Origin of the sequence: Acetobacter sp. (assembly GCF_047723915.1) — a bacterium.
Classification (GTDB): domain Bacteria; phylum Pseudomonadota; class Alphaproteobacteria; order Acetobacterales; family Acetobacteraceae; genus Acetobacter.
Genome location: NZ_JBDOBQ010000004.1, coordinates 140,210 through 161,908 on the forward strand (window position 1 = coordinate 140,210; position 21,699 = coordinate 161,908).

The following is a 21,699-nucleotide window of genomic DNA, read 5'->3' on the forward strand; positions in this document are numbered from 1 at the left end:
CCGCCCGATCCGTCTTTCGCTATCTGCCCCAGCCCGGCGTATCATACAAGGCAGAACTTGGCCGCAGGCCCGCTCATGCGCCTGGCCCTACAAAAGTGGGGCCCTGCAAAAGTGGGGCCGCGCAAAAGTGGGACAGACCCCGGCCATTGTGCGGGCCATGCGTCCCGGGCCGCGTTTTTGCCCTGCCTGCCCCTGCCCGGCAGGGCGTGCGGGGGCAGGACATACGGGATCAGGACATTTAAGGGATCAGGGCGTGTCCTTCTGCAACTTTGCGCCACCGGCCTTGAGTGCCGTGGTCAAGCGCGTGAAGTTGGAGGCAATGCGTGACTGAATGGCAGCGCTGCTGTCATGGACATAGGCGATTTTCTGCCGGGCCTCGTCGCTGATGGCGGTTTCTTCCTTCACGGCGGCGCGGGTGACGCAGGCATTGTACGTGCGGGCGGCTTTTTCATACGCGCTCACCTGATCCACGCTGGCATTGTAACGCTGCACCGTGGAAACATCGACCGCGGGTGCGGAAGGTTCATCGCCGCAGCCTGCCGCACTCCACCCGCGTTCCGCCGCGTGGGCAGGGACCGCAAGCCCCGGCAGCACCAGAGCCGCGGCCACCGCGACAGGCCCCGCCATGCCACGCACACGCCGCACCATGACCCCGACGGCCACGACAACCGAATTTCCGCGCATCATACTTCAATCCTTCTGCTGCCCTGCGTCGCAAGGGCGGTGCGTTGCCCGCCCCTGCTGCCCAAGCCCGCGCAGGGCCCTGTCCATAACCTGTTCCGAAGTTCTGACACAGGCCGCGCAAAAGTCCATATCCCGCCGGTGGCCCTGACGGCATGAACGCAGCACGAAGGCAGCGCCGCAGGAGCATTACTTGGAAAAATCACCCGCTTGGGTATAGAGTCATACCAATGCGCATTCTTTTCATCACGGCCACACGGCTGGGCGACGCCGTGCTCTCAACCGGTATTCTGGCAGCACTGATACAGCGTTACCCGAATGCGCGCATGACCATTGCCTGCGGACCGGTCGCGGCCGATCTGTTCCGCAACGTGCCGGGACTCGAACGTATTCTTGTCATGGACAAACGCCGCTACGATCTGCACTGGCTTGACCTGTGGCGGGCCTGCGCACCGCAGCGCTGGGATATCGTTGTGGACCTGCGTGGTTCGGCCACAAGTTTTTTCCTGCGTGCGGGCAGGCGCCACATCATGCGCGGCGGTCGCCGCCCCGGCAGACGGCTGGAACATCTGGCCGGGGTCCTGAACCTGATCCCGCCCCCCCTGCCCACGGTCTGGACCACCCGGGCCGAACGCGACGGCGCGGCCCGTATTATACCACCCGGGCCGATGGTCATGGCCTTTGGCCCCACCGCCAACTGGGATGGCAAGATCTGGCCGGCCGAGCGCTACGTTGCTGTGTGGCACGCCCTGCACGCCCGTTACCCGCAGGCCCGCCTGGCCGTTTTCTACGGTCCGGGCGAATATGAGGCGCGCCTGGCCCGCCCCGTCCTGCAGGCCCTGCCCGACGCCATTGACGCGGGAGCGCACTTCACCCTGACACAGACCGCCGCCATGCTGGCCCGCTGCGCGCTGTATGTCGGCAACGATTCCGGGCTCATGCACCTTGCGGCGGCCACGGGCATACCCACCCTCGGGCTGTTCGGCCCCTCACGCGCATCGGAATACGCACCCGCCGGGCTACACGCGCGGTGGATCGCAGCCCCCGGGCCGGAAGGGGCCACCCCCATGACAGGGCTGCAAACCCCGGACGTGGCCCACGCCGCCCTGACCCTGCTGGAAGACGCACGCCCATGACACAGTCAGCCCCTGCCTCCGGCACGCCCCTTACACCCGGCGGGCTGAAAGTCGCCCATCTTATGGCCGGGTCGGCCGCCGGGGGGGCTGAACTGTTCTTTGAACGCCTGTGCATTGAGCAGACCCGCTCAGGGCTTGATGTCCTGCCGGTCATCCGTCACAGCGCCGCACGGGCACGACGCCTGCGCGACGGCGGCGCAACCCCGCTGCAACTGCCTTTTGGCGGCCTGCTGGACCTGCGTACCGGTCCGGCCCTGCGCCGCGCGCTCAGAACCTTCGCACCCCGCGTGGCCGTGGCCTGGATGAACAGGGCCGCACGCTTTGCCCCGCAGGGTGACTGGATTCTTGCCGGGCGGCTGGGCGGGTTTTACGACCTGTCCTATTACCGCCGCTGCTCGCACCTGATCGGCAACACCCGTGGGCTGGTCCGCTGGATGGCGCGGCAGGGCTGGGACCGCAGCCGCCTGCATTACCTGCCCAATTTTGCAACGGACCTGGGACAGGTGGCCCCCGTATGGCCCGCCGGCGTGCCGGTGGGCACCCCCTTCCTGCTGGCATTGGGGCGGCTGCACAGAAACAAGGCGTTCGATGTCCTGATCGGGGCCATGCGTCATGTCCCCTCCATTCCGCTGGTCATTGCGGGGGAAGGGCCTGAACGCGCAGTCCTTGAGGACCTGGCCCGGCGCGAAGGAGTAGCGGGCCGCGTCATCATGCCCGGCTGGGCCGACAGTCCGGGCGGGCTGATCCGGGCGTGTTCCGTCCTTGTCTGCCCGTCCCGGCACGAACCGCTGGGCAATGTGGTGATCGAAGGGTTTTCCGCGACAAAGCCGGTCGTGGCCGCAGCGGCCGACGGCCCGGAGGAACTGATCCGTACGGGAGAGAACGGTATTCTGGTTCCCGTCGAAAACGCCAACGCACTGGCTGCGGGTATTAACGAAATACTGGAAAACCCCGCACTGGCGCAAAGCATCGCCGCAGCCGGACGGCAGGACTACGACAGCACCTTTGCCGCCCCGCCGGTTCTTGCCGCATGGCATAATTTTCTCGCCACCGTGGAGGGCTGAGCCCATGTGCGGCATTGCCGGGCTGATCTACGCCCCGTCCACCCCGCCCTGCGCGGCCGCGACCCTGGACAGCATGGCGCAGGCATTGCGCCACCGTGGGCCGGACGGTGCGCATGTGGCCCGGCTGGGGCCGGTCGATCTGGTGCATACGCGCCTGTCCATTGTCGACATCGCAGGCGGGGACCAGCCCCTGCGCGGGCAGGGCGGCACGCTTGTCGCCAATGGCGAGATCTACAACGATCCGTGTATCCGCGATGAGATCGGGCCGGGGGCCTTCCATACCGGCAGCGACTGCGAATCCGCCCTGGTCATGTGGACAAAACACGGCGCGGACTACGCCCGCTACCTGCGGGGCATGTATGCCGTGGCCCTGTATGACGCCACCCGGCAGGAACTGCTGCTTTCGCGCGATCCCTTCGGTATCAAGCCGCTCTATTATACCGACACACCCGCGGGGCTGGCCTTTGCCTCCGAACCCGGAGCGCTGCTGCAGGCGGGGCTGGCCCGGCGGGCCGTGGCCGCCCCTGCGCGCGCGGAACTGCTGCAACTCCAGTTCACCACCGGGCGGGACACCATTTTTCCCGGCATCCGCCGCCTTCTGCCCGGCGAGACCCTGCGCGTGGCCCGGAACCGGGTCATGCAGCGCAGCCGCCTGCCCGCGCTGCCCGCTGTTGCGCCATCGGCACTTCTCACGTCCGAGGCACAGGCGCTGGACAGGCTGGACGCAGCACTGATGGACAGCGTCAGCGCCCATGAACGCGCTGACGTGCCATTTGGCCTGTTCCTGTCCGGCGGCATAGACAGCGCCTGCCTGCTGACGGCCATGGCGCGCCTGCCACGCACCGCCCCCCTGCGCACATGGACCGCCACGTTCGACGCCCGCAACGCCGCCAACGAGGCAGGCGCCGCGCAGGAACTCGCCCGCGCCGCCGGGGCCGAACACCAGACCCTGCGCATTACAAGTGCAATCGTATGGCGGAACCTGCCCGCCATTGTGGCCTGCATGGACGACCCGGTGGCGGATTACGCCATTATTCCCACCTGGCTGCTGGCGCGCGAAGCCGCGAAGGATGTCAGGGTCATTCTCTCTGGCGAAGGGGGGGATGAACTGTTCTGCGGCTACGGTCGGTACCGTGCCGCCGCCCGGCCCTGGTGGCGCGGGCGCAAACGCATGTGGCGACGCGGCATGTTTGACGGACTGGGTGTTCTGCGCGACCCCGATGGGCCGCAGAACACCCACTGGCGCGACGGGATCGCCACGGCTGAAATGGCGGCCCATACCGCCCCCACGGCCCTGGCCCGCCTGCAGGCCGTGGACACGGCGGAATGGCTGCCAAATGACCTGCTGCTCAAGCTGGACCGCTGCCTGATGGCCCACGGGGTGGAGGGACGCACGCCGCTACTGGACCCCGCCCTGGCGCAGGTGGCAGCCCACCTGCCCGACACCCTGCGTACCCGCCAGGGCAAAGGCAAATGGCTGCTGCGCATGTGGCTGGCGCAGCATAACCCCGGCGCCCGCCCGTTCGCGCCCAAGCAGGGGTTCAGCGTCCCCATCGGCACCTGGATCGCACAGGACGGCGGGCGTCTGGGCGAACTGGTCGCGCGGCAGGACTGCATTGCCGAAATTGCCCGGCCCGACCGGGTGCGCGACCTGTTCACAAACGCGGATGATACCCGCGCCGGGGCCGCTGCCTGGACATTGCTGTTCTATGCGCTATGGCACCGCACCCATATCCGCGCACTCCCCCCCGCGGGGGACGTGTTCGAAACCCTGAGTGCGTGAAACTTCATGCCCCCATCAGCGGTTATACAGCACAGGACCACCTGCGGCCATGCCTTGCCATGCTGCCGTAAGACGTAACAGGGCAAGACCGGTGCCACGGGCACACAGGCCATGCACCGCGCGCCACTGGCCAAGCCAGAGCCCCGGATGTAGTCTGGCCGGGACGTTCCATTGACCGAATTATAATACGGGAGAGCATCCCATGTCCGCCCCCGCCCCCACGACCCAGGCTCATGTCGCCCCACTTGCCAGCCGCGCCGTTCTCAAGCTTTCGGGCGCTGATCGTGTCCGCTTTCTTCAGGGGCTGGTGACAGCCGATATCGCCGCCGTGGAGGCGGGGCTTGGCACGTGGTCCGCATTCCTGACCCCGCAGGGCCGCTGGCAGGCGGATTTTTTTGTCACCGCCGACCCGGATGACGCCTGCCTGCTGCTGGACTGCGCCGCCACCCAGGCGGAAAGCCTGCGCACGCTGCTGCTGCGCTTCCGGCTGCGGGCCGATGTGCAACTGGAACTGACCGGCCTGTCCGTGCATGTCGCATGGGGGAACGACCCCGATAGCGCGATACTGGAAAATGCCATCGCCTTTCGCGACCCCCGGCTGGAAAACGCGGGCTGGCGGCTGATAGACGCCGCCCCGGATACGCCGCTCACCGCAAGCGAGCTGGAATACAACCAGCACCGCCTCATGCTCGGCCTGCCCGACGGCGTTCAGGACTGCGAACCCGGACGCACCCTTCCGGCCGAGGCCAATATGGACCTTCTGGGCGGCATTTCGTGGCAGAAAGGCTGTTTTCTGGGGCAGGAGGTCACGGCACGCATGCATTACCGCACGCTGCTCAAACGCCGTATGGTGCCCGTTGCCAGCACCCACCCCCTGCCTGCGCCGGGCACCTCCATTACCCATGACGGGGTGGAGGTGGGCCAGCTCCGCTCGTCCCACGATCACATCGGCCTTGCTTTGCTGAAAGTGGACGCCACCGACAAGCCGCTGCACTGCAACGGCCACGCCCTGATTGCACGCCCCCCGGCCTGGCTGGCGCCAGCACTCAAAGTGCCCGATAAAGCGCCCGACACGGCACCCCCCGCCCCCACCGCTCCGGAATGACCATGCCACCCTACACCGCCCCTACCCCTGCCGTGCTCGACACCATGCTGGAAGGCATCCGCTACGATCAGGCAGGGCTGATCGCAGCCATCGCACAGCAGCACGACACGGGCGAAGTGCTGATGATTGCCTGGATGAATGCGGACGCCCTGCGCGAGACATTGCAGAGCGGGCGGGTGTGCTATTATTCGCGCAGCCGCAAGGGGCTGTGGCGCAAGGGCGAGACCTCGGGTCAGGTGCAGCACCTTGTGCAGGCCCGGCTGGACTGCGATTCAGACGCCGTACTGCTGCTGGTGGACCAGATCGGCGTTGCCTGCCATACGGGCCGCCGCAACTGCTTTTACCGCGCCTTTACCCCCGAAGGACTGACCGAAATCAGCAAGCCGCTTGTGGACCCGGCGCAACTCTACCACTCCCATAGCTGATACGGTTCGCACCGCGAGCGTTGCTGTCCGGGCGCTGTCAAAAAAATCCACGTGCAGCGAACTGGCGCGGCTATGGTTTTTGCCGCAAAGACGCATGCCGGGCCGGTACAGGTCGGTAGGTAGGTAGACAGGCAGGCAGATAGGCAGGCAAAACGGGTGTTTCCCCTCCCGCATCAGAACACCCTATCCCGCCTGTGCAACGCGGTGCTGCCCTGCTCGCGTCAGGCTCCTGTGCGGGCCAGCAGGTCCAGTACCGCCTGGGCGGCGGCGTCCGCCGGCAGCATGCCGCCCGGCCCTTCCAGTCCGCGCAGCACCTGGGCAAAAGCCTCTTTCTGGCCCTGGGCTGCGGCCGTGTCTTCAAACAGGGTCTGCACCGCGCGGGCCAGCACGTCCGGGCGGCAGTTCTCCTGCAACAGTTCGGGCACGACGGCACGCCCGGCCAGCAGGTTCACCATGGCCACAAACGGCACGCGGATCAGACGCCGGGCCAGAAACGCGGTCACGGGATTAACCCGGTAGGTTACGGCCATGGGCACGCCAGCCAGCGCCAGTTCCAGCGTGGATGTGCCCGATTTGGTCAAAGCCGCACCGGCGGCGGCAAAGGCGTCGTGCTTGTCGGCAAGATCGGTCACCACAATGGGGCTGACCGGCCAGTTCCGCGTCGCACGCTCCACTGTGGGGGCAACCACGTTCGAGACCGGCACCACGGGCACCACATCGGGCATGGCGGTGGCAAGCCGGGCCAGCATCTGCCCGAAAACCGGGAGCAGGCGCGGCACCTCCGAACGGCGGCTGCCGGGCATGAGCACCAGAATACGCGCGTCATCCGCCAGGCCATGCCTTGCGCGAAACCGCGCGGCATTGCCATCGCGCGCGCCGGACTGAATGACCGGGTGCCCCACGAAGCGGGTTTTCAGCCCATGGCGGCTGAAAAAATCCTCCTCAAACGGTAGCAGGCATAACAGTTCGTCCCACAGGCCGGGAAACTCCCTGACCCTTTTCTGCCGCCACGCCCAGACCTGCGGGGCCACGTAATGGATACGCGGCACGCCCAGCCCGCCGATTTTTTTCAACAGGCGCAGGGCAAAGCCGGGGCTGTCTATCGTAATCACCAGATCGGGTTTTCTGGCTTTGACATCCGCCACGGCCTGATCCAGCCGCCGCGACAGATGCCGCAGGCGCGGCAGGATCTCGACCAGCCCCATGACCGCGAGATCGCGCATGGGAAAAAGACTGTCCAGCCCCTGCTGGGCCATGCGGGCACCCCCCACACCCGCAAAGCGGATGGCAGGTACCCGCGCGCGCAGCGCCTGCATGAGACGCGCGCCAAGCACGTCGCCACTGGCCTCGCCAGCCAGAATCCAGATCAGGGGGGAAGACACGGAAGAAGCTGCCATGTCCGAGGCATAAAGGGCTTGCGGGTGCAGCACAATTCCCCCCGCCGCCATGCGGCCGATCCGCGGGCTGGTCCATAAAGGCCCTTTGCGCATACGATTGCGCGGTCTATGCCGGACCGTATCCGCCGTTACCCCACCCAGCACAGGAAGCCAGAAGCCGCGTGACAGTTCAGCAGTATCTTCGCGAATGGACGGATGAACCGGTTCGCAATGTCCTGGCCGGTATGGTCGGCACGTTCGCCCTCATTCCCGAGGTGATCGCCTTTTCCTACGCGGCGGGGGTCGCACCCCAGGTCGGGCTGTTCGCGTCCTTTGTCATCAGTATCGCCATTGCCATCACGGGCGGCAGGCCGGGCATGATTTCGGGGGCGGCGGGTTCGGTGGCACTTGTGGCGGCCGATCTGGTTCACAGCCATGGCTACCAGTACCTGCTGCTGGCAACCCTGCTGGCCGGATTCATCCAGATCGTGTTCGGGCTGCTGCGTATGCAGAACATCATGCGCTTTGTCTCGCGCGAGGTGGAAACCGGCTTTGTCAACGCGCTGGCCATTCTGATCTTTTCAGCCCAGGTGCCGCAGATGCTGCATGTCACCTGGCACACCTACGCCCTGATCGGCGTGGGGCTGGCCATCATCTACCTGCTGCCGCGTGTGACAACGGCCGTGCCGTCCCCCCTTGTCTGCATTCTGGCACTCAGTGCGCTCAGCATCATGCTGAACCTGCCCGTGCATGTGGTGGCCGACCTGGGGCCGTTGCCCGAAGGCCTGCCCCGGCTGGTGCTGCCCAGCGTGCCGCTGAATGTTGCCACCTTCACCACCGTGCTGCCCTATGCCTTTGCCATGGCCATGGTGGGGCTGCTGGAATCGCTCATGACCGCAGCCGTGGTGGATGAACTAACTGACACCCACAGCAACAAGCGCATGGAATGCACGGGGCTTGGCCTCTCCAACATGCTGGTGGGCCTGTTCGGTGGCATGGCCGGGTGCGGCATGATCGGCCAGACCGTAGGCAACCTGCGCTATGGCGGGCGGGGCCGGCTTTCGACCTTTACGGCTGGCGCATTCCTGCTGCTTCTGCTGGTGGTGCTGCACCGTTTTGTTGCCCGCGTGCCGGTCGCAGCCCTTGTCGCGATCATGATCATGGTGTCGATCAGCACGTTTTCGTGGCGTTCGGTGCGGGATCTGGCCCGCCACCCGCGCCTGTCTTCGCTTGTCATGCTTGTGACCGTGGCGGTGGTGGTGGCTACACATGACCTTGCCGCCGGTGTGGCCTGTGGCGTGCTGCTGAACGGACTGTTCTTTTCCTTCCAGGTCATGAAACTGGCAGGCGTCACGCCGGAGACAAGCCCCGACGGGCTGACACGGCTATACCGCGTGCGGGGCGAACTGTTTTTTGCCTCCGCCAGTATCCTGCCCGACACGGTGGATTTTCAGGACGCCTCCCCCAGTGTCATCATCGATCTGGCTGACGCCCATATCTGGGATATCAGTGCCGCGGACACGCTGGGCAAGACAGTTGCGCGCCTGCAGGAACGGGGCAAGGCGGTCTCCGTCATCCATGCCAACCCGCGGGCCGCGGCATTGTGCTCAGCCGTGGGGTGGGGCGGTGTCCTGTCGTGACGGGGCGTGGACGGGAGCCGGGGCGGGCGCGGAGGCGGGCGCGCATGTGCCGCATCGCCGGGGCCTGAACATGCGCGTGCCCAGCACAGCCAGCGCCAGGGCCGCGTAAAGCAGGGGTTCGATCTTCCATGTCCTGAACGCAAGACTGTAATGGAGGCAGGCCAGCACCATGGCCATATAGGCCAGACGGTGCAGTTCGGTCCATTTGCGCCCAAGCTGCATGATCGCGGAGCGGGTGGAGGTAACGGCCAGCACCGTCATGCACAGCAGCGCCAGCGCACCGAACAGCATGAAAAGATGGCTGCCGAAATCATGCAGGACCCGCATGAGGTTCAGCCGTGCCGTGCCACAGACATACAGGCCGACATGCAGCACCGCATAGCTGAACGCCAGAAGGCCCAGAGGCCGACGATAGACCATGAAGTTCAGCTTGAAAAAACGCCTGAGCGGTGTCACCAGCAGCGACACCAGCAGAAAACGGAACGCATAACGCCCGAACTCATCCAGGGCCTGCTGCCATGGCAGGGCCGCGGCCCACCCCAGCCAGAGACCCGATATTTCCGTTATGGCCGGGGCCATGAACAGCAGGTAGAACAGAATCTGGCGCATGAAGGGGGACACCCTCGAGCGCCTGCGCAAAGCCGCTGGCTGTATCCGGTCCTGATGTTTGCGACACTCCATGACGCGCCTTTCCCGTCCCACGGCGTTTGCACACGCTCATCTGCGCTGGCAGATTCTGCTTGCACTCCCGCTACGGGACCTTGCCTTGATAGCGGCTGAGGAAAGACTTCTGCCCTGATCGGTCTATAGTAACCTGAAGCATACCTGATAGCACTCAAGTAACCACATACTCTACCGGAGTTTTAGCTTACCATGTCATCTCAACAGACTGTCGGATTTATCGGTTTTGGCGCCATGGCCTGCCGCATGGCCGAAAACCTGGCCAAGGCGGGCTTTGCCGCCGTGGCTTACACGCCGTCGGGCAAGGGTGGCAAAGGCGATACGCCTTTCCTGCCCACCCCGGCCGAAGTCGCGCGCAAGGCCGACATCGTTCTGGTCTGCGTACCCGACGATGAAGCGCTGGATGCCAGTATGTACGGGGCCGATGGCGCACTGGCGGGCATGAGTGCAAACGGGCTGCTGCTGAACACAAGCTCCGTCTCGCCCGAGGCGGCGCAGGCCCTGTTCGATGCGGGCGCGGCAAAAAACATCTGCGTGATCGACTGCCCTGTCTCGGGCAGCACGCCGGAAGCCGAAAGTGCGAACCTGCTGGTGCTGGCAGGAGGAACCGATGACGCCATCGCGCGGGCCAAACCTGTGTTCGACGCCATCGGGCGCATGACCATTCACGCGGGGCCCGCCGGTAGCGGCGCGCGGCTCAAGCTGGTGGTCAATGGCATTATGGGCGCGGGGCTGGCCGCTGTAGCCGAAGGCATTGCCTACGGCCTGGCGGCAGGTCTTGAACGGGACATGCTGTTCAACGCCATGGATGAACTGGCCGTGATCTCCCCCCACCACAAGCGCAAGATCCGCATGGCCAAGGTTGGGGATTTTTCATCCCAGTTCCCCACCCGCCTGATGCAGAAGGACATGCGCCTGCTGCTGGACGCCGCAGCCCGGCTGGCCGTACCCGTGCCCACCATGGGGGCCGTGACACAGCAGCTGTCCCTGACCCGCCGCGCCGCGCCGGATGCCGATTATTCCGCCCTGATCGGGGTGATGGAAAAAATCGTCGCCAACGACGACTAGAACGGACGGAGCAGCCCTGCCCCCGCCGCCATGACGGCAAGCCGGTCGCCCACCCCGCGTGGGTGCCCGGCCTGTTCTCCCCCCCGTGCCAGGTCACGCCGGGCCAGCACGGCAGGCAGGGCCGCCGCCCGCCATGAGGCCGACAGGCCGGGCCCCGCCAGTTCGGCCAGCAGGCGCTGGCCTTCGCGCCGCAGGTCCTCCGCCGGGCCGGGGAACAGGAACCGGCCACCGCGCTCCAGAACGGCCCCATGGCGCAGCATGGCCCCTGCCCCATACGCCATGCCGCAGGCCTCCAGCCGCAGCAGAATGTTGTCATCCCGCACGCCCAGCAGTTCCCCCATGGCACGCTGGAGTGCGCCAGCGCCATCACGCAGCATGCCACGCCACTGGGCAATGCCCGCGCCTTCGGCATCCCGCTGGGCCAGTTCGGCCTCGGCCGAGGCGACAAGCCTGAGCAGGGTCGCGCGCGCCACAAGCCCCTGCTCCACCAGAGCCACAAGGCGGGGGGCCAGTTCGTGTTCGGGGCCACGCACCCCCTCCAGCACGTCGCGCCACCATTGCAGGCGGATATACCCCGCCATGGAACCGGCCACCGCCCCCGAGCGACCCGGTGCGAGGGCCCTGATCACCTCGTTATGGAATCCGAGAACGGCCCATGCACCAGACCGGCAGGACCGGGGCAGAAAACGCGCGCACAGCATGCGGTCGGGGTCTGCCGCAGCCATGCGAAAAAGCGCGTCCTGCGCCATATCCGTCGCGTTCGCACCCATGCCTGCTTTCCCCCTTCATGGCCATGCACCGTTGCACTGCGCGGGCTGGAGCGTGCAACCCCGCCGCGCGCCGTGCGTAAGTGGGTGTAGCCGCGCCGGGCAATGCCGCACCAGACCCCGCCCTGCAACCCACCCGGCCAGAAGGGCAAGTTTCCGTGATCGCCGGAGCAGAATAACGGTGTCACGCCCCTTACCCTTGACGCGCCGGGCCTGGGCTCATAGCTCTGGAACAGACGCGCTCTGCGTGCGACCAGTCTCTTAATATTGGAGTAGTATAATGGCTTTCGAACTGCCTGCCCTCCCCTTCAGCACCAATGCGCTTGCTGCGCGCGGCATGTGCCAGGAAACGCTCGAACTCCACCACGGCAAGCACCATCAGGCCTATGTGACGGCACTGAACGGCTTTGTGGAAGCCAAGCCGGAACTGCAGGGCAAGTCCCTGGAAGAAATCATTCTTGCCGTGCGCGGCGATGCATCCATCGCTCCGGTGTTCAACAACGCCGGTCAGCATTGGAACCATATCCTGTTCTGGAACAACCTCTCCCCCAAGGGTGGGGCCATTCCCACAGCGCTTGAAACCAAGATCAAGGAAGATTTCGGCAGCGTCGAAACCTTCAAGGACGAATTCAAGAAAGCCGCCACATCGCAGTTCGGTTCCGGCTGGGCCTGGCTGGTGCTGGCTCCTTCGGGCAAGCTGGCTGTGACCAAGACGGCCAACGGCTCCAACCCGCTGGCGGAAAACCAGGGCAAGACGCTGCTCGGGCTGGATGTGTGGGAACACGCCTACTACCTCGACTTCCGCAACCGTCGCCCCGACTACGTGACCAACTTCCTCGACAATCTGGCGAACTATGAATTCGCCGAAGCCCAGCTCAGCGCATCCTGAGGCCCTTTTCCCCCATGGGGTAAGGACGGGGCGGAACCTTCCGGGGTTCCGCCCTTTTTTGTGCCTGCGCGACAGCCCTGCCCCGGCGCTGCCCCGACGCAGGCGCGGCATACTTTACCCGCCTGCATGGCTCCAACCCCTTGATTACAGGCGCGGGATTTCCAATCTTGAAAAGGAAGCCACAGAGCCTGAGACCGTTGCCTTTGATGGGACGGAACAAAGGGCCTTCAGTCGCCTGACAAAAAAGGGACAAGAGGGAATATATTATGGATATTGCAAAATTTACGGAACGCTCGCGCGGTTTTTTGCAGGCGGCGCAAACCATTGCCCTGCGTGATTTCAACCAGCAGCTTACGACCGAACATCTGCTCAAGGCCATGCTGGACGACCCCGAAGGGGCTGCATCGTCGCTGATCCGTGCCGCGGGCGGTAACCCCGAGCCAATAAAGGCCGCCACGGAGCAGGCGCTGGCCAAACTGCCCAAGGTGCAGGGGGGTGGCGCTGGACAGCCCGCGGCAACCCCGGAACTGATCCGCGCGCTCGATGCCGCCGAACAGACCGCCCAGAAAGCCGGGGACAGTTTTGTCGCCCAGGACCGCCTGCTGGCTGCCCTGAGTGCGACTGACTCCCCCGCCGGGCGGGCCCTCAAAGACAACGGCGCCTCGCCCGAGGCGCTGGAAAAAGCCATTACCACCCTGCGCAAAGGCCGTACCGTGACCAGCGAAGGCGCTGAAGCAAATTTTGATGCCCTGAAAAAATATGCCCGCGATGTCACGGAAGTGGCGCAGCAGGGCAAGCTCGACCCCGTAATCGGCCGTGACGAGGAAATCCGCCGCGCCATACAGGTTCTGGCCCGCCGCAGCAAGAACAACCCCGTGCTGATCGGTGAACCCGGCGTGGGCAAGACCGCCATTGTGGAAGGTCTGGCCCAGCGTATCGTAAACGGCGACGTGCCCGAAGCGCTCAAGAACAAGAAACTGCTCTCGCTCGACATGGGGGCTCTTGTCGCGGGTGCGAAATATCGCGGCGAATTCGAGGAAAGGCTGAAAGCCGTCCTCAAGGAAATCGAAACCGCCGAAGGGCAGGTCATCCTGTTCATCGACGAAATGCACACGCTGGTGGGCGCTGGCCGGACCGACGGGGCAATGGATGCCTCCAACCTCATCAAGCCCGAACTGGCGCGCGGCACGCTGCATTGCATTGGCGCGACCACGCTGGACGAATACCGCAAATACATTGAAAAAGACGCAGCCCTGGCCCGCCGTTTCCAGCCGGTTTTCGTGGGTGAGCCCAGCGTAGCGGACACGATCTCCATCCTGCGCGGGATCAAGGAGAAATACGAACTCCACCACGGGGTGCGTATTACCGATGGCGCCATTGTCGCGGCTGCCACCCTGTCCAACCGCTATATCACCGACCGGTTCCTGCCCGACAAGGCGATCGACCTGATTGACGAGGCCGCCAGCCGCCTGCGCATGCAGATCGACAGCAAGCCCGAGGAACTGGACGAACTGGACCGCCGGATCATCCAGCTCAAGATCGAGCGCGAAGCCCTGCGGCGTGAAGAAGATTCGGCCAGCAAGGACAGGCTTGAAGCGGTGGAGACCGAACTGGCCGATCTGGAAGAAAAATCCGGCGCGCTGAGTGCTGCGTGGCACGCCGAAAAAGACCGCGTGCATGTGATCCAGAAACTGCAGGAACAGCTCGACCAGGCCCGTTCCGATGTGGAAGTGGCCCAGCGCCGTGGCGATCTGGGCCGCGCATCGGAACTGATGTACGGTGTTATTCCCAACCTTGAAGCGCAGATCGCCCAGACCCGCGAAACGGAAGAAGACGTCGCGAAAAAGGACAATCTGGTGTCCGAGGCCGTGACCGATCAGGGCGTTGCCGCCGTTGTCTCGCGCTGGACGGGTGTGCCGGTGGACCGCATGCTTGAAGGCGAACGCGCCAAGCTGCTGCGCATGGAGGACGAACTGCGCCGCTCTGTCGTGGGGCAGGAACCCGCGCTCAAGGCCGTGGCGGATGCCGTGCGGCGGGCCCGCGCCGGTTTGCAGGACCCCAACCGCCCCATTGGCTCCTTCCTGTTCCTGGGGCCTACGGGCGTGGGCAAGACGGAACTGACCAAGGCGCTTGCGCGCTTCCTGTTCGATGACGACAAGGCGCTGCTGCGGATCGACATGAGCGAGTTCATGGAAAAGCACGCCGTGGCCCGCCTGATCGGCGCCCCTCCGGGGTATGTCGGGTATGAGGAAGGTGGCGTGCTGACCGAAGCCGTGCGCCGCCGCCCCTATCAGGTGATCCTGTTCGACGAGGTTGAAAAAGCCCATGAGGACGTTTTCAACATTCTGCTGCAGGTGCTGGACGATGGCCGGCTGACCGACGGTCAGGGCCGCACGGTGGATTTCCGCAATACGCTTATTATCCTGACCAGCAACCTGGGGTCCGAATATCTGGCAAACCTGCCCGATGGCGAAACCCCGGACATGGTTCAGGCACAGGTCATGAAGGTGGTGCGCGAGCATTTCCGCCCGGAATTCCTCAACCGTCTGGACGAGATCATCCTGTTCTCGCGGTTGCAGAAAGCCGACATGACCAAGATTGTCGATATTCAGGTAGCCCGCCTGCAACGCCTGCTGGATGACCGCAAGATCGGCCTGCGCCTTGACGCTCTGGCCGAGGCGTGGCTCGCCAATGAAGGGTACGATCCGGTTTACGGCGCGCGCCCGCTCAAGCGCGTGATCCAGCGGAACCTGCAGAACCCGCTGGCCGAACAGTTGCTTGAAGGCCGCATCCATGACGGCGATACGATCACCGTTTCCGCCAATGGCGACGGGCTGCTGATCAACGACAAAACCGATGCCGAGATAGAAGCCCAGGCCTGACCCTGCCAGCAGGCCCTTTACGGCAACGGCCCCTTTACCAACCGGGCCATTGACCGCACAACAGAACGGGAAGGCTTATGGCCTTCCCGTTTTTTTTGACTGACCCCACACAAAGGAAAAGGCATGCCCGAACCGACATGGCTTGTCTGGGCGCGCGACATACAGGCCATTGCCCAGACCGGACTGACCTATGTGCGCGACCCGTTCGACAGGGAACGCTATCAGGCGCTTTCAGCCCTTGCGGCACAGATGATGGCGGCAGGCTGCCCGACAGATATCGCCACTATCCAGACCCTGTTCGACCGGCAGAGCGGCTATGCCACCCCCAAGCTGGAAGTGCGGACAGGTGTTTTCGACACCCGGGGGCGGCTGCTGATGGTGCGCGAAGTGCTCGATGACAACCGCTGGACCGTTCCGGGCGGCTGGGCCGATGTCAACCTGACCCCCGCCGAAAACGCCGCCAAGGAAGTTGTGGAAGAAACGGGCTACACCGTACGTATTACACGCCTGGCCATGGCGCTGGACCGGGCGCGGCAGGGCCACGAACCGCCTGAAGCGTTTTCCGTCACCAAGCTGTTTTTCCTCGGCGAAATTACGGGTGGCGCGGCCACCACCAGTATCGAGACCAGCGAAATCGGCTTTTTTGGCGCGGATGAGATCCCGCCAGACCTGTCATACGGGCGGATTACCCCGCATGAAATCCAGCGCCTGTTCGCCCATCACGCAGACCCTGCCCTGCCAGCGGATTTCGACTGAACGGACCCGCCCGCGTAAGTCAGCGTGTCAGACACGGGTTGGGGCTTGCCGGACAGCCCCCTCAAAACGCGCCCGGAACAGCGGGACAACATCCACGGCAGGTTCAACAAAAACGCCGCCGTGGCGTGTGGCTGTCAGACCAGACAGGGGCTGACATGCGTGAACAGGCGCTCGAAACGGGCGCGATCTTCGGCGGAGAGACGCACTGTAATATCGCTCTCTTCCTCATGGTCGGTGCGGCCGATCACCTCGCCATGCTGGTACAGCCACGCAAGTGCCGCCCCGTCCGCCGCTGAAAGACGGTAACGCACAACCTCCATGCCAGAGGTAATGCGCTGGTCGATCCGCGCCATCAGCCGGTCCAGCCCGTCGCCCGTCATGGCCGAAATGGCAACCGTTTCATCCGTTCCGGGCAGGGCAGCAGCACCACCCAGCAGGTCCACCTTGTTCAGAACCTCGATCACACGGCCCGGCCAGTCCTGCTCCAGCATGCCGTCACGCGCCATGCCCTCCAGCACGGTCAGCACGTCCTTTTTCTGGGCCGCACTGTCGGGGTGGGCGATATCGCGCACATGCAGGATAATGTCGGCCTCGGCCACCTCTTCCAGCGTGGCGCGGAACGCCGCGATCAGTTCCGTAGGCAGGTCCGAGATAAAACCCACCGTGTCGGACAGAATGACCTGCCGCCCGGAAGGCAGGGTAATGGCCCGCATGGTCGGGTCCAGTGTGGCGAACAACTGGTCCTGCGCGTAAACCGCAGCCCCAGTCAGGGCATTGAACAGGGTCGACTTGCCCGCGTTGGTGTAGCCGACAAGAGCCACGACGGGAAAAGGTACACGCCTGCGCGCCTGACGGTGCAGGCCACGGGTGCGGCGCACCTGTTCAAGGTCTTTTTTCAGCCGGACGATCCGTTCGCCGATCATGCGGCGGTCGGCCTCGATCTGGGTTTCACCCGGTCCGCCCAGAAAGCCGAAGCCCCCGCGCTGGCGTTCCAGATGGGTCCACAGCCTGACCAGGCGTGAACGCTGGTATTCCAGATGCGCGAGTTCGACCTGGAGCGACCCTTCACGCGTGGCCGCGCGCGCACCGAAAATATCCAGGATAAGCCCTGTCCGGTCGATAACCTTGCAGCCCAGTTCGGTCTCCAGGTTGCGTTGCTGGGCGGGTGTCAGCCGCGAGTCCACCACCAGCACATCGATCCCGTCGGCCTTGACCGCGACCTGGAGCGATTCAATCTGGCCCTTGCCCAGCAGGGTCGCGGAACGGCGCGCGCGCAGCAGCAGAACCGCCTTGCGCACGATAATCAGCCCGATGGAGGCCGCCAGCCCAACAGCCTCTTCCAACCTGGATTCCGCGGCACGCATGTCCTGCCCATGGGCAGAACGTTCCCATGGTAGAATAATGGCCGCGCGCGTGGCGAGCGACCGGTTTTGCTCAAATAAGCTCGTCGCCAAGTGTCAGGTCCCTGTCCGCTTTCGCGTCCGCCCCGTTGAAATCGGGAATATTGACAGAAATGCTCGGCATGACCGTGCTGATGGCGTGTTTATAGATCAGTTGGGTCTGTTCATCACGGCGGAGCAGCACGACCTGATCGTCGAACCACGTAATGTACCCCTGCAACTTGACGCCATTGACCAAAAAGACCGTCACGGCCGCACGCGCCCGGCGGATCTGGCTTAAAAATACATCCTGTACATTATGTACATTCTCTTTTTCCACAGTGTGAAACCCTATCCCGTTCTCTCGGCCCTGTGTTTTACAGGTCCTGATTGTTCTTGGCCTGCCCATGCAGGCATGTCAGCCAGCGCTCCGTTCCTCGGACGTTACACCAAGCTGCTTGAGTTTGCGATGCAAAGCACTGCGCTCCATTCCAACAAACAACGCCGTGCGACTGATGTTGCCACCAAAACGTAATAATTGTGCCTGAAGGTACTGGGTTTCGAACAGATCGCGCGCTTCACGCAGGGGCAGGCTCATGACATCGGCCGACGCATCGAACTTCAGCAGGGCGGGAGCACTTTCGCCCACGGTGGTGGGCAGCATGTCCGCGCGGATCGGCTCGTTGCTGCCACCGGGCTGCATGATCAGCACCCGCTCCATAAGGTTGCGCAGTTCGCGCACGTTACCCGGCCAGTCATAGGCCTGCAGGGCGGCCACCGCATCGGGCGAGAGCACGCGCGAGGGCAGGCCCGCCATTTCCGCCGCCCGGCGCAGGAACAGGGCGGCAAGACCGGGAATATCGTCGCGCCGTTCCTTGAGGGCTGGCATGCGCAGCGGCACCACCGCCAGCCGGTAATACAGGTCCTCGCGGAAACGCCCGGCCATGATTTCGGCCTGGAGGTCACGATTGGTGGTGGCAAGAACCCGCACATCCACCTTGACGCGCGCCGCACCGCCCAGCCTCTCGAATGTCTGGTCCTGCAGGGCGCGCACGATCTTGCCCTGTGTTTCCATGGGCATGTCAGCCACTTCGTCAAGCAGGAGCGTACCGCCATGCGCGCGTTCCAGCACGCCGGTACGCCGCCCCACCCCGTCTGCCCCGCCTTCAAGCCCGAACAGTTCCTCCTCGAACCGGCCGGGGGCCAGAATGGCGCAGTTCAGGGCGACAAACGGCCCATCCACCCGGCGGGACCGGGCATGGATGGTGCGGGCGGCAACCTCCTTGCCCGAGCCTGGGCCACCGGTGATCAGAACGCGCGAGCCCGTTGGCGCCACTTTTTCGATCTGCGCGCGGATGGTGGCGATCTGGGTGCTGGCACCGAACAGTTCGGTATCCTGCCCGGCCCGCAGCCTGAGTTCCTCGTTCTCGCGCGCCAGGCGTGACGCTTCCAGCGCGCGGCGCACGACAACCAGCAGCCGGTCGGCCTGAAACGGTTTTTCGATAAAATCGTAAGCACCATGCTGGAGAGCGGCCACCGCCGTCTCGATCGTGCCGTGGCCCGAAATCATCACCACCGGAACGGAGGGTTCCTCCCCCTTCATGGTCTGCAGGATTTCAAGCCCGTCCATGCTGGAGCCCTGCAACCACACGTCCAGAATAACCAATGCCGGTCTGCGGACCCGAAAGGCCGCCAATGCGGCATCGGAACTGGCGGCAACCCGCGTTTCATACCCTTCGTCGCTCAGGATACCCTCTATCAGCATTCTGATATCGGGTTCGTCGTCAACAATCAGGATTTCATGCGCCATGGTCGTCCTTCACCGGCAAAATCAGAGTAGCCACAGTTCCCTTTCCCTCCGCCCTGTCTTCCAGACGCACCGTTCCACCATGATCTTCCATGATTTTTTTCACAATAGCCAATCCCAATCCCGTACCTTTGGCCTTGTGGGTAACGTAGGGTTCCGTCAGGCGGCTCCTGTCATCACGCGGCAGACCTACTCCGTTATCGGCCACCGCAAGGGCGAAATGTCCCCCATCCTGTGTAATCGTAACCCATACCTCCCCCTTCAGGGCGGCGTGCTCATCCCCAGCATCCCCGCCCCGTTCGGTCATGGCAATAGCATCGGCCGCATTCTGTAGAAGATTGATAAGGGCCTGGCTGATAAGCCGCCTGTCGCACAGGGCGATCGCCGCGTCCTGTTCGGGCAGGTAATGAAAAAGAATTTCGGGGTGGGCGTTGCGTTGCAGGATCAGCGCTTCACGCGCGATACGGGTCAGGTCCTCGTTTTTCATGACAGGCTGGGGCATACGCGCGAAGGCGGAAAATTCATCCACCATGCGCCCGATATCCCCCACCTGGCGCACGATCGTATCCGCGCATTGCGCGAACGTTTCGGGGTCGGATGTAATTTCCTTGAGAAAACGACGCTTGAGCCGCTCCGCCGCAAGCTGGATGGGGGTCAGCGGATTCTTGATCTCATGCGCGATACGGCGCGCCACATCTGCCCAGGCGGCCTTGCGCTGTGCCTGCTGGAGGGCGGTAATGTCGTCAAAGGTAATGACAAAACCCTCGATCTCGCTCCCGCGCAGGTCCGCCCCGATCCGCACCAGCAGCGTACGCTGGCTGGCTACGGGCCCGGTCTGGATCTCACGCGTCAGCACGCGGTCGGGGGCGGTGCGCGCCTCTGTCAGCAGGGGTGCGAACTCGGGCACACGCTGGGCCAGCGGTTCGCCTATGGCGTCCATCAGATCGGTCTGGAGCAGCACGCAGGCCGCCCTGTTTGGCAGTTCGATCCGCTGTTCCACATCCAGCCCCACCACCCCGGCCGACACGCCGGACAGCACGGCCTCGGTAAAGCGCCGCCGTTCGTTGATCTGGCTGTAGGCGGACATCAGTTCCGCGCGCTGGCTGGCCAGTTCCTCGGTCATGCGGTTGAACGCACGCGACAGGGACGCCACCTCGTCGTCACGGTTGACCTCGGGCACATGCACGCCCAGATCGCCCTCGCTCACCCGGCGGGCCGCGACACTCAGCAGGCCGAGCGGGCGGGCGATCTGGTTGGCCAGAGCCAGCCCGATCAGCACTGCCGCGGCCAGCACCAGCAGCGCCACCAGCACAAAGATCATGATAAAGGTAAGCTGGATCTTGGCCTTGTTGCTGTTCAGGCGCTTGTAATCGGCCACCACGTTTTCCGTGCGGTGCATGTGTTCGAGTATTTCGGGGTCCACCAGCCGCGTAATGACAAGCATGAGTGCGGGTGTCTGCGACAGTTCGACCACCGCGCGCACCGTGCGTTCATCGGGGGAATCCAGAATGGCCACATCGCTTGAACGGGCCATGACCGTGGCATTGGGTGGCGGCAGATCCTGCGGGGAGTTCGCCCGGCTCATCAACCCGCCGACAGCCACCACCTTGTTGGTGATCGGGTCATAGACCACGGCTTCGGTCAGGCCGCGCATGGTGGTCTGGCTGTCCAGCATCTGGGCCAGCGCGTCATGATCCTGGAACAGGTCCGTGCCGGTGGCCGCCAGTTCGTTCTGGGCCCCCATGATATAGTTGGCCATGGAAAACGCGTCGGTGCGGATATTGGCGTTATGTTCGGCCAGATACCCGCGTGACGCCTGCAGGGCCTCGTTGAGCGCCGTATTCACCTTGTCGGAAAACCAGATCTGGATTCCGTAATGGAAAAACAGCGTGGCAAAAACCCCCACCACCAGCGTAGGGGCGACCGCCACAATGCCGAACAGGGTCATCAGGCGCACATGCAGCCGCGCCCCGGCCAGCCCCTTGCGGCGTTCGGCCAGAAGCGGCCAGACCCGAATACCCAGAGCCAGCAGCAGCAGGGCCAGCACCACCCCGTTCAGAACGAGAATGAGCGGCTCCATCAGCGCGTAATGTCCGAACGACATGCCCGCCGAAAGCACGACAAAAGTTGCAAAACCCAGGCAAAGGGCCAGTGCCGCCAGAATAAGACTGACACTGCGCCGCTCCAGCGAACGCAGCAGCCAGCGCAGCCGGTTGCGCGACAGGAAGGGGCGAATGACGGGGGTGCCCTGCGTCATGGG

General features: G+C 64.4%; 18 protein-coding genes. 10 read left to right on the plus strand and 8 right to left on the minus strand.

Annotated features, from left to right (window positions below; translation table 11 throughout):
• Positions 1 to 246: 246 nt before the first annotated feature.
• Entirely contained in the window at positions 247 to 648 is a 402-nt protein-coding gene (locus ABF990_RS04460; protein WP_415500318.1) for a hypothetical protein, read from the minus strand.
• A 263-nt stretch (positions 649 to 911) separates the two neighbouring features.
• On the opposite strand from ABF990_RS04460, the gene ABF990_RS04465 reads away from it, so the two are divergent.
• From ABF990_RS04465 to hisI, 5 genes are all read left to right on the plus strand, one after another.
• A complete protein-coding gene (locus tag ABF990_RS04465; RefSeq protein ID WP_415500311.1) occupies positions 912 to 1,817 on the plus strand; it encodes a glycosyltransferase family 9 protein in 906 nt (301 codons plus the stop codon).
• Positions 1,814 to 2,881: a glycosyltransferase gene (locus ABF990_RS04470; RefSeq protein ID WP_415500312.1), complete on the plus strand. Its 1,068-nt coding sequence runs from the start codon at positions 1,814 to 1,816 to the stop codon at positions 2,879 to 2,881. Before ABF990_RS04465 ends, ABF990_RS04470 begins: the two co-directional genes overlap by 4 nt.
• Positions 2,882 to 2,885: 4 nt before the next feature.
• Entirely contained in the window at positions 2,886 to 4,664 is a 1,779-nt protein-coding gene (gene asnB / locus ABF990_RS04475) for an asparagine synthase (glutamine-hydrolyzing) (RefSeq protein WP_415500313.1), read from the plus strand.
• A gap of 202 nt (positions 4,665 to 4,866) precedes the next feature.
• On the plus strand, positions 4,867 to 5,769 hold the full coding sequence (locus ABF990_RS04480) for a YgfZ/GcvT domain-containing protein (RefSeq protein ID WP_415500314.1): 903 nt from the start codon (positions 4,867 to 4,869) through the stop codon (positions 5,767 to 5,769).
• Positions 5,770 to 5,771: 2 nt separating this feature from the next.
• Entirely contained in the window at positions 5,772 to 6,194 is a 423-nt protein-coding gene (gene hisI, locus ABF990_RS04485) for a phosphoribosyl-AMP cyclohydrolase (RefSeq protein WP_415491664.1), read from the plus strand.
• A gap of 221 nt (positions 6,195 to 6,415) precedes the next feature.
• Here the strand turns inward: hisI and lpxB are convergent, their stop codons facing one another.
• Positions 6,416 to 7,591 (minus strand): lipid-A-disaccharide synthase, encoded by a 1,176-nt coding sequence (gene lpxB / locus ABF990_RS04490; protein ID WP_415500067.1) that lies wholly within the window; start codon positions 7,589 to 7,591, stop codon positions 6,416 to 6,418.
• A 161-nt stretch (positions 7,592 to 7,752) separates the two neighbouring features.
• On the opposite strand from lpxB, the gene ABF990_RS04495 reads away from it, so the two are divergent.
• Positions 7,753 to 9,210 (plus strand): SulP family inorganic anion transporter, encoded by a 1,458-nt coding sequence (locus ABF990_RS04495; protein WP_415491665.1) that lies wholly within the window; start codon positions 7,753 to 7,755, stop codon positions 9,208 to 9,210.
• On the opposite strand, the gene ABF990_RS04500 is transcribed toward ABF990_RS04495, so the two are convergent.
• Complete coding sequence (locus ABF990_RS04500; protein ID WP_415499993.1) at positions 9,178 to 9,891, minus strand: sulfite oxidase heme-binding subunit YedZ; 714 nt, start codon at positions 9,889 to 9,891, stop codon at positions 9,178 to 9,180. The genes ABF990_RS04495 and ABF990_RS04500 overlap by 33 nt on opposite strands.
• A gap of 192 nt (positions 9,892 to 10,083) precedes the next feature.
• On the opposite strand from ABF990_RS04500, the gene ABF990_RS04505 reads away from it, so the two are divergent.
• Positions 10,084 to 10,959 carry an NAD(P)-dependent oxidoreductase gene (locus tag ABF990_RS04505; RefSeq protein WP_415491669.1) on the plus strand — a complete coding sequence of 292 codons (876 nt, stop codon included), beginning with the start codon at positions 10,084 to 10,086 and terminating at the stop codon, positions 10,957 to 10,959.
• Here ABF990_RS04505 and ABF990_RS04510 read toward each other — a convergent pair.
• Entirely contained in the window at positions 10,956 to 11,729 is a 774-nt protein-coding gene (locus ABF990_RS04510) for a squalene/phytoene synthase family protein (RefSeq protein ID WP_415499994.1), read from the minus strand. The genes ABF990_RS04505 and ABF990_RS04510 overlap by 4 nt on opposite strands.
• A gap of 277 nt (positions 11,730 to 12,006) precedes the next feature.
• Between ABF990_RS04510 and ABF990_RS04515 the strand changes: the two genes are divergently transcribed.
• The 3 genes from ABF990_RS04515 to ABF990_RS04525 all read left to right on the plus strand — a co-directional run bounded on the left by ABF990_RS04515 (position 12,007) and on the right by ABF990_RS04525 (position 16,253).
• Positions 12,007 to 12,615: a superoxide dismutase gene (locus tag ABF990_RS04515; protein WP_415491671.1), complete on the plus strand. Its 609-nt coding sequence runs from the start codon at positions 12,007 to 12,009 to the stop codon at positions 12,613 to 12,615.
• A 266-nt stretch (positions 12,616 to 12,881) separates the two neighbouring features.
• Positions 12,882 to 15,497 (plus strand): ATP-dependent chaperone ClpB, encoded by a 2,616-nt coding sequence (clpB, locus tag ABF990_RS04520; protein ID WP_415491672.1) that lies wholly within the window; start codon positions 12,882 to 12,884, stop codon positions 15,495 to 15,497.
• Between the two features lie 123 nt (positions 15,498 to 15,620).
• A complete protein-coding gene (locus tag ABF990_RS04525) occupies positions 15,621 to 16,253 on the plus strand; it encodes an NUDIX hydrolase (protein ID WP_415491673.1) in 633 nt (210 codons plus the stop codon).
• Positions 16,254 to 16,387: 134 nt separating this feature from the next.
• On the opposite strand, the gene hflX is transcribed toward ABF990_RS04525, so the two are convergent.
• The 4 genes from hflX to ABF990_RS04545 all read right to left on the minus strand — a co-directional run bounded on the left by hflX (position 16,388) and on the right by ABF990_RS04545 (position 21,696).
• Entirely contained in the window at positions 16,388 to 17,707 is a 1,320-nt protein-coding gene (gene hflX, locus ABF990_RS04530) for a GTPase HflX (RefSeq protein WP_415491674.1), read from the minus strand.
• A complete protein-coding gene (gene hfq / locus ABF990_RS04535) occupies positions 17,688 to 17,972 on the minus strand; it encodes an RNA chaperone Hfq (RefSeq protein WP_415491675.1) in 285 nt (94 codons plus the stop codon). Before hfq ends, hflX begins: the two co-directional genes overlap by 20 nt.
• Positions 17,973 to 18,050: 78 nt before the next feature.
• Positions 18,051 to 19,442, minus strand: a complete 1,392-nt coding sequence (locus ABF990_RS04540) for a sigma-54-dependent transcriptional regulator (protein WP_415491676.1) — start codon at positions 19,440 to 19,442, stop codon at positions 18,051 to 18,053.
• On the minus strand, positions 19,432 to 21,696 hold the full coding sequence (locus ABF990_RS04545) for an ATP-binding protein (RefSeq protein ID WP_415499995.1): 2,265 nt from the start codon (positions 21,694 to 21,696) through the stop codon (positions 19,432 to 19,434). The genes ABF990_RS04540 and ABF990_RS04545 overlap by 11 nt, the downstream gene beginning before the upstream one ends.
• Positions 21,697 to 21,699: the final 3 nt, after the last annotated feature.